At 35.5% G+C, this 15,494-nt stretch carries 14 protein-coding genes; all 14 read right to left on the bottom strand.

All coding sequences use genetic code 11. From position 1 onward, the window contains the following. Nucleotides 1-118: 118 nt before the first annotated feature. Nucleotides 119-400 (bottom strand): hypothetical protein, encoded by a 282-nt coding sequence (locus tag MKX45_RS03585; protein WP_003131548.1) that lies wholly within the window; start codon nucleotides 398-400, stop codon nucleotides 119-121. 283 nt (nucleotides 401-683) lie between these two features. Then, complete coding sequence (locus MKX45_RS03580) at nucleotides 684-2,120, bottom strand: 6-phospho-beta-glucosidase (RefSeq protein ID WP_003131549.1); 1,437 nt, start codon at nucleotides 2,118-2,120, stop codon at nucleotides 684-686. Between the two features lie 81 nt (nucleotides 2,121-2,201). Beyond that, nucleotides 2,202-3,539, bottom strand: a complete 1,338-nt coding sequence (locus MKX45_RS03575) for a PTS sugar transporter subunit IIC (protein ID WP_003131550.1) — start codon at nucleotides 3,537-3,539, stop codon at nucleotides 2,202-2,204. Between the two features lie 291 nt (nucleotides 3,540-3,830). Next, entirely contained in the window at nucleotides 3,831-4,562 is a 732-nt protein-coding gene (locus tag MKX45_RS03570) for a MurR/RpiR family transcriptional regulator (RefSeq protein WP_012897241.1), read from the bottom strand. A 90-nt stretch (nucleotides 4,563-4,652) separates the two neighbouring features. Continuing rightward, nucleotides 4,653-5,003 (bottom strand): PTS lactose/cellobiose transporter subunit IIA, encoded by a 351-nt coding sequence (locus MKX45_RS03565; RefSeq protein ID WP_003131552.1) that lies wholly within the window; start codon nucleotides 5,001-5,003, stop codon nucleotides 4,653-4,655. An 84-nt stretch (nucleotides 5,004-5,087) separates the two neighbouring features. After that, the gene (locus MKX45_RS03560) at nucleotides 5,088-5,414 is read right to left on the bottom strand and encodes a PTS sugar transporter subunit IIB (RefSeq protein WP_003131553.1); all 327 of its coding nucleotides are present in this window, start codon (nucleotides 5,412-5,414) and stop codon (nucleotides 5,088-5,090) included. Between the two features lie 241 nt (nucleotides 5,415-5,655). Then, nucleotides 5,656-6,402 carry a MurR/RpiR family transcriptional regulator gene (locus tag MKX45_RS03555; protein WP_010905323.1) on the bottom strand — a complete coding sequence of 249 codons (747 nt, stop codon included), beginning with the start codon at nucleotides 6,400-6,402 and terminating at the stop codon, nucleotides 5,656-5,658. 155 nt (nucleotides 6,403-6,557) lie between these two features. After that, nucleotides 6,558-7,142, bottom strand: a complete 585-nt coding sequence (locus MKX45_RS03550; protein WP_278215946.1) for a YdcF family protein — start codon at nucleotides 7,140-7,142, stop codon at nucleotides 6,558-6,560. Nucleotides 7,143-7,145: 3 nt separating this feature from the next. Next, entirely contained in the window at nucleotides 7,146-8,486 is a 1,341-nt protein-coding gene (locus MKX45_RS03545) for a DEAD/DEAH box helicase (protein ID WP_017864136.1), read from the bottom strand. A gap of 301 nt (nucleotides 8,487-8,787) precedes the next feature. Continuing rightward, nucleotides 8,788-11,142, bottom strand: coding sequence for a carbon starvation CstA family protein (locus MKX45_RS03540; protein ID WP_058208490.1), 2,355 nt, complete (start codon nucleotides 11,140-11,142; stop codon nucleotides 8,788-8,790). Nucleotides 11,143-11,390: 248 nt separating this feature from the next. Next, complete coding sequence (locus tag MKX45_RS03535) at nucleotides 11,391-12,011, bottom strand: superoxide dismutase (RefSeq protein ID WP_003131560.1); 621 nt, start codon at nucleotides 12,009-12,011, stop codon at nucleotides 11,391-11,393. Nucleotides 12,012-12,168: 157 nt separating this feature from the next. Continuing rightward, on the bottom strand, nucleotides 12,169-13,212 hold the full coding sequence (gene fni, locus MKX45_RS03530) for a type 2 isopentenyl-diphosphate Delta-isomerase (protein WP_033900479.1): 1,044 nt from the start codon (nucleotides 13,210-13,212) through the stop codon (nucleotides 12,169-12,171). Between the two features lie 52 nt (nucleotides 13,213-13,264). Further along, entirely contained in the window at nucleotides 13,265-14,254 is a 990-nt protein-coding gene (locus MKX45_RS03525; RefSeq protein ID WP_021721904.1) for a mevalonate kinase family protein, read from the bottom strand. Continuing rightward, nucleotides 14,241-15,197 carry a diphosphomevalonate decarboxylase gene (mvaD, locus tag MKX45_RS03520; RefSeq protein WP_023188990.1) on the bottom strand — a complete coding sequence of 319 codons (957 nt, stop codon included), beginning with the start codon at nucleotides 15,195-15,197 and terminating at the stop codon, nucleotides 14,241-14,243. Before mvaD ends, MKX45_RS03525 begins: the two co-directional genes overlap by 14 nt. Nucleotides 15,198-15,494: the final 297 nt, after the last annotated feature.

Here is a 15,494-nt window from a genome sequence, read left to right as displayed (position 1 = left end):
AAGCATGAGCTCACTCTACTTCCAGTTAAATCATTTGAGTCACGACCGACAGGCTTTAACAATCATTTGCTAACTCCAAATCAATAAAAAATGACTTGAGCTATGCAACTTTTCTGTTTTAATTACCAATTTTAAAATTTGTTTCTGTGTCCATAAAGACCAAATCCCGCTGAACATTTTCTCTGCTGACAACATGAAATCTTCTTCCATCTTTTTGAATCAAAAAATCGCCAACTAAAGCCAAATCTCCTGAAATTGACTCAAAATTTAAAACGTTTTTATTCCATTCATTCCAAGAAAGCCGTTCTTGTTCAAAAGCCTGCCTAACCCATATTTCATGAATTGGTCGATGCGAAATTTTCCAGACTTCTACAAGCTGTCCCCTATATTTTGCTTGCATAAAACCCCTTTCTGTTACACATGAACTACTCAGTAAAGATATTTTAGCAAAATGAACAAATTTGTCAAAAGCTAGTTGGAAATTTAACCCTTGTTCTTTTCATATCGGAAACGTTTTTACATGAAAATAACTTATAATCTGATATTTTTACTTTATTAGGCTTTAAAGTTCACCAAAAATTAATAAAATACAGTTACGTACCCTTTATACTACTTTTTCCACTTTTGGAGTGTTTTCTTTACATTCCAATAAAAATAAAAAGACACTTTCGTGTCTTTTATTTTTAAAGTTCTTCACCATTTGTTGCGATAACTTTTTGATACCAAGTAAAGGAGTCTTTTTTCGAACGTTCTAATGTCCCATTTCCTTCGTTATCCTTATCTACATATATGACGCCATAGCGTTTTTTCATCTCACCTGTCCCAGCAGAAACAAGGTCAATAAAGCCCCACGGAGTATAACCCATTAAGTCAACTCCATCATAATCTACAGCATTTTTCATTGCTTCTATATGAGCTTTTAAATAATCTACTCGATAAGGGTCATGAATACTTCCGTCAGCTTCAACTTCATCTACAGCACCAAAACCATTTTCAACAATGAAGAGTGGTTTTTCATAACGTTCATAGAACCAATTCATTGCATAACGTAATCCTAAAGGATCAATTTGCCAGCCCCATTCAGAAGCTTTAACATATTCATTTTTGACTAAATCTTTATCTTCATTGTAATCAAAAGTAGGAGCTTTACCATGGTCTTTAATTGCAAAACTCATGTAGTAAGAAAAACCAATATAATCTACTTTTCCTTCTTCCAATGCTTTCAAATCATCATCAAGAATATCAAGTTTAAATTCCTTACGGTCAAAATAGGCTTTTAAATAGCTTGGGTAATGTCCGCGAACATGAACATCTGCAAACCAATAGCGACGTTGCATAGCAACGGTTGAAGCCATCATATCTTCTGGTTTACAAGTTGCAGGATAAATCGGACACATGGCAATCATACATCCAATTTGGAAATCTGGATTGATTTTATGTCCCAGAGCGACAACTTTGGCAGAAGCAACCAACTCATAATGAGCCGCTTGATACATCATTTCTTCACGTTCTTTTTCGCTTGCTCCTTCTGGGAATTTTAAACCAGAATTAGTAAATGGTGCAAAATCACGCAAATAGTTTGCTTGGTTGTTGATTTCATTGAAAGTCATCCAATATTTAACTTTATCTTTATAACGATTCATTACGACTTCTGAAAAATGGACAAAGAAATCAATGAGTTTACGATTACGAAAGCCACCATATTCTGTCACTAAGTGATAAGGAAGTTCAAAGTGAGATAGAGTAATTACAGGTTCAATCCCATGTTTTAAACACTCATCAAATAAATCATCATAGAATTGCAATCCTTCTTCATTAGGTTCTGCTTCATCTCCATTTGGAAAAATACGAGTCCATGCAATGGAAGTTCTAAAACAATTTAATCCCAATTCATCAAAGAGTGCAATATCTTCTTTGTAGCGATGATAAAAATCAATAGCTTCATGATTCGGATAATTTTCTCCCTCAATTACCCCATCTGTGATTTTTCTCTCTACTCCATTGCTCCCTGCTGTCATGACATCAGCAACAGAAACTCCCTTTCCGCCGGCATTCCATCCTCCTTCAAGTTGATGTGCAGCAACTGCTCCTCCCCAGAGGAAGTCTTTTTTTAAAGTCATAATTTCTCCTTTTAAATTTTTAGAATTAACATTTTTAATAAGATAAGCTCAAGAATTCTTGAGCTCATCTAAAATTTGCTATTATTCAGCAGCATTAATTTCAGCTTCTGTTTCAGCTTCTTCTTTAAGAAGAATATTGTCATAAGCTTTGGCAAATGGCCAGTAGAGAAGTGATGTCAATGCAAGGATAATAACTTGCCAAACCATACCTTGCCAGCCACCTACAAGGTATCCTGAAAGAACTGCAGGTGTTGTCCATGGAACATAAGCTCCGTTAAATGGTGGAATGATTCCTAGATAAATCACTAAGTAAGTCAAGATTCCTGAAATCAATGGTGCTAAGATAAATGGAATTGCAAGAATAGGATTTAAGACAATAGGAAGACCAAAGAGAATTGGTTCATTAATATTGAACACTGCAGGTCCAATTTCCATACGTCCTAAAGTTTTACCTTGAACTGATTTTGCACTCACTAAGAGGAAGATAACCAAACCAATGGTCAAACCAGAACCAGTAACTGTCAAGTATTGGTCCATGAATGATTGTGTAACGATGTGGGCTCCATTTGAAAGACTGAGATGTCCTGCTTTATAGAGGGCAGCATTGTCAGCAGAGTTGGCTTGAAGCAATGGTCCCATAATCCCACCGATGATTGTCGCTCCGTGAACACCGAACCACCAGATAAATACTGGCATAAAGGCAATAACGAAGACGCCGACAGGACCATCAGTTACGTGTTGTAATGGAGTTTGAATCCATTTATAAACTAATTCAATGAAAGTTGTGTTGAATCCGATTGTTGTAATTCCGTGAACAACTCCAGCTAAGGCAATGATTGCTCCTGCAGGAACAAGTGAAGTGAATGATGCCGCAACGTTTTCTGGAACTTGTTCTGGCATTTTAATTGTGATGTTACGACGCATAAAGCCAGTGTAAATCCAACCGACTAAGAGTCCGACGATGATTGAAAGAACCATCCCTTTCCCACCTAACCAAGCTCGGTCAATTACTCCCCCTACTTGATAAGCAGTTGAAACTTTAGTTGGGTCAGTAACAGATGTTACTTGATGAATTGTGTCTGGTTGCAACAAGATGTGAACGATAATACCAGTTAAACCAGCAGGAACTCCTTCATAACCTGCATCTCGAACCCACGCGTAAGCAATACCGAATACGGCAAGCAAGGCCATAATACCAAATGAAGCATTATTAATTTGTAAAAAGAGTGGGCCCAATTTGATTTTGTTCATGAAGTCTTGGCCTGCTTGGAATGGCAATTGACCAAGAATCAAGAATACTGAACCAATAATGATAAATGGAATAGGATAAATCATACCATTTTTGATTGCCGTGACTGCACGGGTATTCAAAAATTTCATCATTGGAGGCATGATTTTGTTTTGAATAAAATTGTTCATGGTTGAACAGTCTCCTTTACTTTTTTTGATGAACTGGTTTCACGTTCATCTTTTCTACATTTTCATTATAACACTAAAGAGCAAAAGAAAGAAAGCGGTTTCTCGTTTTTCCAAAACTTTGGTTCTGTACCACTCGTGAAGACTAATGTGCCAAAAATGTCATATAAGTTTCCTTTAAGGTTGCGAAAATTAGCCTTTCAAATTATATTTGTTATCTCAATTTAACTTTTTTTGTTTTATCCATCAAATGATTAGGAACGGCTGAGCAGATAAAAAAGCCAATTTGGCTTTTTAATTTGATAATTGATAAACCAAATCTGTTAAACGCTCAGTCAAATAAACTGTTGGTAATTGACTCGTCAAATCATAATGCGTATTGATTCGGTGTTCATTAATTCGATAAGTAAGGACAAAATCGCTCAGTTCAGCAATACTTGAATTCAATTTTGGTGTGATACATGAAATATAGACATCTTTATTAGAGCGCAGACTGGTCAGTACTTCAATGATTTCATTCGTTTCCCCAGAGATGGATAAAGCAATTACCAAAGTGTTGGTTGTATTTTGTAATTTTGAAGCAATTGGATAAGTCACATCACTAAATGAAAAGGTATTAATTCCAACTCCCGCTAATCTTCTGGCTGCATAATCACAAATTAAACCGCTGGAACCTACTCCTGTAAAAATGATATTGTCACTTTCAATGACTCGATGTGCCAGATTATCCAAACGTTGTTCAATATCGTTAGAGAAAATATCTAGTGAAAAGGGAATTGCCGTATTTGAGCTTCCTTTTTCCAATTCTTTTTTATCAATAATGTACTCTTTAAAATCTGTATATGAATCATAACCCATTTTATGAATGAGACGCATGACGCTAGAAGTTCCAACATGTGCTTCCAGAGCAATGTCACGGACTCGCATATAAGGAATTTTATCAACATTATCTCGTAAATAACTATAACAAGTTCTTTCCGTGTAGGTTAATTTTTGAAAGTCAACATTTCCAAAAAAACTCATCATTCTCTCCTTTCTTCTTTAAACTTTTTGGTTAGAAAAAAGTTGCGTCTCCGCAACTTTTAATCTTGCTTTTCTAATAAGCTAGGAGCTATATTATTTGTTTTCAAGTGCTTGCAGGCGTTGTTCTTGACCGACAACTTCTACAGCAAGGTCTTTAAAGGTAATCGCATTCATTAAGTGGTCTTGAGCATGAACCATGTAAAGATTCCAACCAATTTTTTCGCCTTGAGCTAAACGTGTCAAAAGGTCAGTCTGAACGTCATGTGCTTCACGAAGTTGTTCGCTCGCTTCGTTTAATGAACTTTCAGCTTCGGCAAATTCACCAGCTTTGGCTTGTTGAATGGCTTGGAAGGCTAAACCTTTGGCATTTCCTCCACTCATGATAATGCCCATTACAACACCCATGTAGTCATCACTTGTTGGATTCTCGTATTTATCAGTCATTTCTTATCTTCCCATTTCTCTTTGCTTAGATTTTTACATAGTAAAAGAGCTTTCGCTCTTTCACAAGTTTGAAATTTTCAAACCTTAATTCATCAAGTTTTCAGCTGCTGCAAGAACTTTATCTCCGCGCATCATTCCATAATCTTGCATTTTGATAACGTCCATTGGAACACCAGCGATTTCAGCTTTTTTAGCAACTTCACCTTTCATGAAGGCAACTTGTGGGCCTAAAAGAAGAACGTCAGGTTTTGGTGAGCCTGTTCCGGCAAGCATGTTATCAATGTCCGCTGTTGATTTTGCGAAAATTTCGTAATCTTTCCCGTTATCTGCTGCTGCTTTTTGCATTTTTGATACCAAAAGTGATGTTGACATACCGGCTGCACATGCAAGTGCAATAACTTTATCTGCCATAATTATTTCTCCTTATTCTTAACGTTTTATAATTTAACGTTCTTTATAAAAATAATTATAACGTTTTCATTTTCATAATGCAAGCGTTATCTATTTTTTGAAAGTGCTTTAAAAATTTTACTAATTAGTTTATTTTTCGCTTTATAGCAAGCTTTAGGAGACTTTTATGTCATAAAATAAAAAAGCTACTATCAAATAGTAGCTTTTTGAAATATTTGTTTCTCTTTTTGGAACAAATTTATTATTTTTTAAGATGATAATCAATCGATTTATGAGCTAAAATTTCTAAAATAGCTAGTACTGGGAGTTGCGTGGTCAGATTTCCTAAAGGATACTGTTTGGACCATTCGTTAACAAGATTGTACGAGAGTTGGTAATCAGCAAGTTTAGCAACGGTGCAATCTTCATTATTTGTAATCGAAATAATTTTTGCTCCGCCCGCTTTAAACTCCAATTCTTTATTAACAACTTGTTCTGTTTCACCTGACACAGACATGATTACTGCCACAACATTTCCCATTCCCTGAACTTGAACAGCTTGAAACGGGTCAGAAATAACGAAGCTTCGTAATCCAGTATTTACAAAATATTTAGTAGCATACTCACTTAATGAACCAGATGTTCCTAAACCTAAAAACACGGTATAATCAGCTTTAGCAATCATTTGTGCAGCATTATTGAGTTTTGCCTGATAATTATCTGTATTCATTCGACGTAAAAACATGTTGAATTCGAGCATATTATCATAATGTTGCTCTTCTGGTGTTTTTTCTTTGAGTTGATTTTTGAGGTAAAATTTTAAATCAGACCAACCTTCAAAACCAAGTTTTGTACATAGTCGGACAATTGTCGAAGTTGAAACATGGGCTTGACTTGCTAAATCACGAATTGTCATTTGTTGGACTTCTTCAGGTGATTTAATGATAAAATCAAAAACTAGCGTTTCAAGCTCGTTAAGTTTACTGATTTGTTCGGGTAGAAACATCATTTTTTACTCTCCGTATTTGGAAATATTTAGCTCCGCCACAAATTCTTCTAAAAATTTACTGACAGAATCATTGTTTGAAAGGATTTGCCAAATTTTAGCAAAGCTGTCAGTAAAAATTACTGACAGCTTTTATCCTTATAATAATTGAAATTTTCTTAGCCTTTTCCAAAAACGAAAGCATAGATTAAGCCAAGAATTTCATGACCATAATAATTAGGATAATAAAGAGGATTATTGACTTTTGTCTTTGCAGCAAAGCCTTCTACTTTTACACCTTCTTGTTTTGCTAGATACAAGGCTCGGTAAAGATGAAAATCGCTAGTGACAATCACAGTTTTTCCGTCAAAATATTTTTTGGAATAAGCGATATTTTCCGCGGTATCACCCGCCTTATCTTCACTAATAATTCTGTCAGCCCTAATATGATGAGTTATCAGATAATTTTTCATACTAAAAGCTTCACTAACAGGCTCGTCAGCTCCTTTTGCTCCAGACACAATAATTTTGGCTTGCGGATTATTCTTAGCAAGCAAGAGCGCTGCATCTAGCCGCTCTTGAGTAATCTTGGCTGGTTTTTTATTTTGATTTATTCGTGAGCCAAGGACTAAAATTGTTTTAATGTCTGTGGAGTTTTCAGCAGTTCTGTCAGTAGATTTGCTGAGAATCAAAGCAAGACAAATTACTGAAATCAAAAGAATCAGACCAACAAAAGCGCCTATAATCTTAAAAGTCTTTTTCATTAATTAGAAACTTTGTTTACGAGAATCACGTGTTTTACGGGCATTTTTATTACGCTCAGCACGGCGTTTTTTCTTGTTATCTTCTTCAATTTGCCATTTAATTGCACGTTTGTAACCTGGTTTAACGTGTTTTTTACCTTTTTTAAGGGCACCAATGGTTTTTGTTGAAATTTCATCTTGTTTTTTCGTCCGTTTTTCACGACGGTCACGGTCATAAGAATCAACAATTTCACCATCTTTAATAGCTTTTGGCTGGAATGTAACACCCATTTTTTCAATCTCACGAATACTTGAATCATCAGAAGGACTATAGAGTGTAATGGCTGTTCCTTGTAATCCATTACGGCCAGAACGACCCACTCGGTGAACAAAGAAAGTTAAATCTTTTGGAATTTCATCATTGATAATGTGTGACACACCTTCAATATCAATTCCACGCGCGGCAATATCGGTTGCCACAACATATTGATAATCCAAATTTTTAATTGAATTCATGATACGTTTACGTTCACGTGGCGGTACATCACCATGAATTTTTGCAACTTTAAGTCCGTTACTTGTCAAGAAATGATGAATGTCATCAACACGACCTTTGGTATTGGCAAAAATCATTGCCATGTATGGATTCGTTGCTTTTGTCAATTGGAGCAAAAGTTGGTTATGAGAACTTCCTTTGGTAGAAACAAGCCAATTTTCGATTGTATCTGAAATTACTGTCTTATTGGCGATTTTTTGCATGACAGGATTATGCAAATATTTTTTCAAAAATGGTTGAAGTTTTTGAGGAATAGTTGCTGAGAAAACTAGCATTTGCACGCGTTTACCAAAACTTGAAGCAATTTGGTCAACATCTGCCAAAAATCCCATGTCAAGCGTCATATCCGCTTCATCAACAACAAAAGTATTAGCAGTATGCACAATTAAAGCATTAGAATTGATTAAATCATGGATTCGACCTGGTGTTCCAATTACGACATGTGGTTGTGATGATTCCAATTTTTTGATTTGACGGGCCTTATCAGTCCCACCGACAAAGTTTGAAACACGAAGCTTGTCATTAACTTTTGTAAATTCTTGAGCTGCTTTGTAAATTTGAGTAGCTAATTCACGTGAAGGAGCCGTAATGACTGCTTGCACTTCATCAAGATCAGTATCAATTTTTTGGAAAATTGGGAGTAAAAAAGTGTGTGTTTTTCCTGAACCAGTTTTTGATTCCCCTACCAAGTCACGGCCTGAGAGAACAATTGGAATCAATTTTTCTTGTACTTCAGTTGGTTTTTCAAATTTGATATTCTCTAACGTTTGGTTAATATAATCTTTAAAATTAAAGTCTGTAAATTTCATTTTTTTCTTTCATTTGTTGAGGATTATTCGTTTCATTTAAAAAATGACGAATCTCTGTTTTTGCTGATTTATCCATGGAAGGGACTTTTTTCTATTATATCAGAAAAAAAACATTTAAGAAACCAGTTCTTGCCACTATTTAAACTCATTTTTAAAATCTGTCAGCATTTTTATTTTTAAAATTTACTGATGGCGCTAAAATTAGAAAAAATTGCTGACAGCTGTTCAACGTTGAAGTCAGTGATTATATTATAAATAAAAAGTTACTGACAGAAATCCTGTCAGTAACTTTTATTTTCCATTATTCATTAACTTTACTTTTTAAAACCTTATGTTCAAGCTTACTAGGCCAGAAACTTGAAGTTTCAAAAAGATTTGATTCTTCAAAAACTTCTTCTGAGCTAAATTTATCACCAACTTCATTTGTTCTTAAAATTTTAGTAACTTTAAAGGCACAGATGACTAATAATATAGCCACACAAAGTAAGAAAATGACTGACAGACTTCCTTGAATCATTGTATTACGCATGGTTGCTTGCGCATTCGTTAATGCTAGACCAGATAATTTACCAGAAGCCACTTGGGCTTTTGCTGCTGAATAAGAAGCAAAGTAACCAATATTGACATCACTTGAAAAGATTTTTTGCCAACTGGCCGCAAAAGTTACACAAACATCCCAAACTAAAGGAAGTGCTGGAATCCAAACCCATTTAAGATAACCTTTACGGATAACCATGACACAAACAATAGCTAGAGCTACCGCCGCAATTAATTGATTAGAAATCCCAAAGAGCGGATACATGATTTTTATTCCACCATTCGGATCAGAAACGCCCATCAAAAGCAAAGCACCCCAAACTCCAACAATCACTGCTGTCGTTATAATTTTACTAGGTAACCAATCATCATCACCTAAGCGACCTAATTTTTTGAAGCCACGCAGGGCATCATTAAGTAAATAACGAGTCGATTTTGTTGCCGCTGAAACAGCGGACAGGATAAAGAGCGCCTCAAACATAATCGCAAAATGATACCAGAATCCCATCATATTTGTCCCACCAATAAGTGGAACCTTATGTAGAATATTTGACATTGAAACGGCTAAAGTTGGTGCACCACCAGTCCGTGAAACGATTGATTGTTCACCTACATCTTTTGCCACTTGCTCAAGTGCTTTTTCACCAGTCGTTCCTTCCCAGTCAATACTGAGTTTTGAACCATCAGGCATCATGGCTACATTTGGAATTGCTTTGGCAGCATTATATTCGGCACTTTTATCTGCTTGATAACTTGAAGCTGCGAGTTTTTGAATACTAGCTTGAGGGGTATTCATAGAATAATAAATTCCAGGATTAAGAGAAATCGCAGCGACTAAAGCCATAATAGCAACAAATGATTCAAAGAGCATCCCACCATAACCAATCATTCGCGTTTGTGACTCTTTAGCAATCAAATGAGGCGTTGTTCCAGAAGACATCATTACATGGAAACCAGACAAGGCTCCACAGGCAATCGTAACAAATAAGAAGGGAAAGAGGGAACCAGCAAAAGCAGGACCATCTGTATTATGTGCAAAATTAGTCAGAGCTGGAATCGTAACATCTGGACGCACACCAACTACAGCTATTGCTAAAACAGCAATTGTACCAATTTTCATAAACATGGATAAGTAATCACGAGGCGTAAGTAAAATCCAAGCGGGGATAATGGCTGCAATAAAAGTATAGCCCATGACCCACCAAACTAAAGCAGTTGGCGAAAGCATGAAAATATGCGCAAATGAAGATTCCGAAACCCAACGGCCACCAAAAATAGCAACTAAAAGGAGAATAAAACCAATCGCTGAAATTTCATTCACATGCCCTGGGCGAATATATTTCAAATAAATTCCCATTAACAAGGCAATTGGGATGGTCATCCCAATCGAAAAGACTGCCCAAGCAGAATTTGCCATCGCCGTCACACAAATCAAAGCTAAAACAGCAAGAACAATCATTGTCATGATAAATACAATAAATGAAGTCAAGCCACCAGCAAATCTACCAACTTCATCATGAGCCATTGCCCCAATAGATTTTGCTCGACGACGATGAGAATACCAGAGAACAAGCATATCTTGTACCCCTCCGGCAAAAATAACTCCGAAAATAATCCAAATTGTCCCTGGTAAGTAACCCATTTGTGCCGCTAAAACTGGTCCAACCAAAGGCCCAGCTCCAGCAATTGAAGCAAAATGGTGACCGAATAAAACAACTCGATTGGTTGGGTCGAATTCTTTTCCGTCATTATGGCTTTCCGAAGGAGTTGCCCGTAAATCATTTGGACGCATAATCTTACGTTGAATATATAAAGCATAAAAACGATAGCCAATCAAATAAGAACAAACTGCTGCAATAACAAACCAAATCGCATTAATCGTCTCTCCTTGAGCCAGAGCAATCAACGACCAAGCAAGACCACCTAGTAAAGCGACCGCCACCCAAATGATAATTGATAGAAGACTGGGTTTTGGTAAATGTTTTTTCCAGTCTTTCATTGTTTCTTGAAAATTTGCCTGCTTTAAATCTTTAATTCCGACAATTTTTCCTTGTTTATTCCGCAACAAAAATAGCTCTTCTTCTTCGGTAAAGTTTGAAGAGTTTCCAATATCTTTCATAATCCTCTATTCCTATGCAATTATTAATGCATTTGACCTTCCATATTTTTTTAAAACAAAATGTAACCGATTACATTAATATTTTAGCACTATTTAATCAAAAATATAAACATTTAAGTTTAAAAAAATCTCCTTAAAACATCTTTTTGTAAAAATAAGATAAATTTCCAAAAGAATAGTCTAACATTAAAAAAGGTTTCTCTAAAATAAAAAAAAGCTCTCCTTAAAGGAGAGCCTCATTCATCATTTTATTTTGCTTTAGCATAAAGTTCGTTAACTTTATCCCAGTTTACAAGATTAAAGAATGCTTCAATGTAATCAGGACGTACATTGTGATATTTAAGATAGTAAGCATGTTCCCAAACATCAAGTCCTAAAACTGGTGTCAACCCTTCAGAAATTGGATTATCTTGATTTGCAGTTGATACAACTTTCAATTTTCCAGCTTCATCAACAACTAACCAAGCCCATCCTGAACCAAAACGACCTGTGGCTGCAGCTTTAAATTCTGTTTTGAAAGTTTCAAAACTACCAAATTCTTTCGCAATTGCATCCCCAATTTCGCCGTCAGCATGGTTTTCAGAACCGTCAGTGTTTGGACGAAGCCAAAGCCAGAATTGACTATGGTTCAAATGACCACCACCATTGTTACGAACAGCTGTACGAATGTCTTCTGGAATTGCTGACAAATCTGTCAATAATTCTTCAAGGCTAAGGTCATCAAGTTCATTATGTTTTTCAATTGCTGCATTAAGATTATTCACATAAGTTTGATGATGTTTTCCATGATGCAAACGCATTGTTGCTTCGTCAAAGAAAGGTTCAAGCGCATTTGGCGCGTATGGAAGTTCAGGTAATGTAAATGCCATAGTAATTTCTCCTTTTAAGATGTGAACCCATTTTGAAGTCTTAATACTTTGGTATTTTGACTAGATTGAGAATGAATTCAGTTAGTTTATTTTTTTAATTCTATTCTCATTATAGTCGTTTTTGAAACCATTGCCAAATGATTTGATTTGTAATTTATTATTTTCTTTGTTGGATAAAATTAAGCATATTAGTCGAGTAAAGGAGCTCAACCTTTCGACATTCTTCAATATTTTTTGAACCAGTTAAAACAAATAATTTATTCAAATCTTGTTTCCATTGTTCAATAACTTCTTCTACTTTTTCAGGCCCTGTTTGCATAAGATTTTTCAAGATAAAACCAGCAGAACTTGACAAATCAGCCCCTAAAATTAAAGATTTAAAAATCTCTTGAGCCGAAGTAATTCCACCTGTTGCAATCAAACTTTTTCTATTATCAGCCATTTTAGCTTCTAAAAGGCTCTCAAGCGTTGACAAACCAAATTCATCCAAGTTAAAACCATTTTTACTCCGTTTACGTTCAATCCAAGCAAAATTAGTTCCGCCAGCTCCCCCAATATTTATTCCTGAGACAGCTGTTTTTGCGAGTGCTTTGAAGGTTTTTTGTGAAATTCCAAAACCGACCTCTTTGACAATGACTGGAACTTCTAATTGACTTGCAATTTCATTAATATTTTCTAACCAATAAAATTCACGGTCTCCTTCATCCATTGGCAATTCTTGCGCTGTATTGACATGAATTTCTAAAGCATTTGCCTCAATCATATCCACCGCTCGCTTGGCATTTTCTAGAGAATGACCTGCGCCGATATTGGCAAAAAGAAAACCAGAAGAGTGTATTTTACGAACTTCACTGAAACCAGCAGCTAGTTCTGGAAACTTCAAAGCAATCGATTGAGAGCCGACCGCCATAGCTAAATGTTGATTTTTCGCAATTTCTGCTAATTGACGGTTGATTTTATCTGCTCGCTCTGTTCCACCAGTCATAGCTTCAATATAAAAAGGAAATTCAAAATTCTGTCCAAATACTTCTGATGAAAAGTTGATTTTTTCAGTAGATAATTCTGGCAAACTATTAGGAATGATTCGACTATCAGAAAAAGTCAGGCCCGAGGTCTGATTTTTTTCTTCACGCCAATATTTATAAGCTAACGATAAGTGTTCATCTTTGCGATGTTGATGGATTTCTTTTTCAGTTTTCATCAGTTATTTCTCGATTCATTAAGATCTAACTCTGCTTTTTAGCAGACTTATCTCAGTTATTTTTTTGAGCAACCTTAAATTTTTCAAGATTGATTCCATATTCCGATAATTTATTTTGGACTTCAGCAATAGCTTGGGTATTTTGAGCAAATAAAATAATATTCTCCCCAAAACCGGCCCCAGAGATTTTAGCAGCAAATTCAGGATAGCTATTGAGTAAGTTTAAAGCAATAGCTAATTCTTTAGTCATATAACCTTCTGGAATATTCTCCAAAAGCAAAAGTTGATTTTCTGATAACTTTTCTTTGAATAAAGCAAAATCTTGAATGTCAATCGCCGTTGCCAATTCAATGACCAGCTCATTTGAAGCTTGATAAAATTCATCAGAAAGCTTTATTTTTATTTTTTCACTCGTTTTTGCCGCTTTTCCTGTTTGAACCACATAAGTTGCCCAAGGAATTTCGAGAGGTATGACTCGCTTATGATTTTGATAAAAAACAGAACCACCATACATAATAGCAGCAATATCGCCCATTGAACCTGAGCCTTGAACTTCAAAATGCGTTTTTGCGGCAATTTCAAAACGTTTTTCAAGTGACAACTGCAAATCAAAAAACTGATTGACTGCATTAACTAGACCACAAACGACTGAAGCACTTGAGCCGTAGCCTTTTTTATTTTCACCAAAACCTAAATCACTGACAATCTCAAGAGAAATTTCTGGAGATGATGATAAAATTTTACTGACAGATTTTTTTTCAAAGCTGTCAGCAGCTGACAAAGTATTTTTTAAAGCTGTCAGTGCAAAATTCCACGGATTTTCTTTAGTAAATTCAATTTTAGACAAAGAAAATTCAAAATCAGACAGTCCAACATTTGTTTTGAAAATTGATTTCCCTGTAGTAGCTGAAATTCTTACTTCAAAATTTGTTTCAATTGTTGTGATAAGGGCGAGATTTCCTTCTTTTGTGACTGAATATTCCCCCGCAAAAAAAAGTTTTCCTGGCACTTTGATTGTCATTTTCTTCTCAGAGATATTCATAAGCGCCCCCAGCACGTGCGATATCAAATGTTAATTCTGGAAATTCCGCTTGTAATTTAGCTAAGAGAATTTTTTCAGTCGCGTGGTCAGTAATAATTTTGACGTTTGGACCGGCATCGATAGTCACAAAAGCAAGCAATCCTGATTGGTAAGCCTGATTCACAAAGTCAATCACGCGTCTTGTTTCATGCGTGAAATAATCAAAAGGTTGGTTAGAGAGACGATTTTGTTCATGCATACCTAATGCATTATCCTGAGCAATTAGACCAACTTTTTCAATATCAGCATTTAAAATGGCCTGCTTCATTTCTTCCAGTTGAATGGCTGATTTTTCAACCCAAGCACTGTAAGTTGGTGCAGTTTGTGCCAATTGCATGCCCTTAGTTGACGACATTTTTTTCTTTTCAGCAGAGATTTCAGCAACAATCATTGAAAGACCAATATCTTCGTTGTAAAAAGATTCCGCAAAGGAAGATTGATGATCTTCTCCTTTATTCCAAACTGAAAAATTTCCAAAAATTGACCGAGAAGCCGACCCTGAACCGCGTCTAGCTATTCGTGACATTTCTGAATCATCTTTTTCTAAATCTAAAAGTCCAAACATAGCAGCTGTCAGAGCAGCAAAACTTGAAGCACTTGAAGCCAAACCAGCAGCTGTTGGCACATGATTTTCTGATTGAATCATTACTTTAGGGAAATTTCCATATTGTCCACGCATCATTTCCAAAAATTGACTGACACGGCTGCTATCTGCCACTTCAGAATTCAAAATCAAGGAATCAGACTCATTGTCAGTAAATTCAACAGAGGTTGTTGTATAAAATGGCTCCAGAGTCATTGACAAAGAAGAGGTTGTTGGAATATTTAGAGCGATATCCGCTTTTCCCCAATATTTAATCAAGGCGATATTTGTATGCGCCCTTGCAGTAACAATATTTTTCATGAAACTATTATATCAAAAATTTGATTCTTTCTTCTCTCCTATCATTTCAATAAGTTATTTTTACACTAAAAAATACATTTTTCAGACTAAATGATGAATTTACAGCCAAAAGAGAAACAAAAACTTGATTTTCAAGAGGAAATTTTATAAAATTGTCAGGTACGTTTTTGTATTCATAATTATGATATTGGAAAAAGTTTATCGAATTTTTCCTTCGATAAGACTTTAATTTAACCAAAATATGCTAATTTGCAGTTCACATTTTCAAAATGAGAAACTAATCTAGCAGGAGAATTG

It is taken from the genome of Lactococcus sp. FSL W8-0209 (assembly GCF_038006585.1).
Lineage (GTDB): Bacteria > Bacillota > Bacilli > Lactobacillales > Streptococcaceae > Lactococcus > Lactococcus lactis.
Note: the sequence above shows the minus strand (reverse complement) of the source record. Positions and strands in the feature narration are given on the sequence as shown.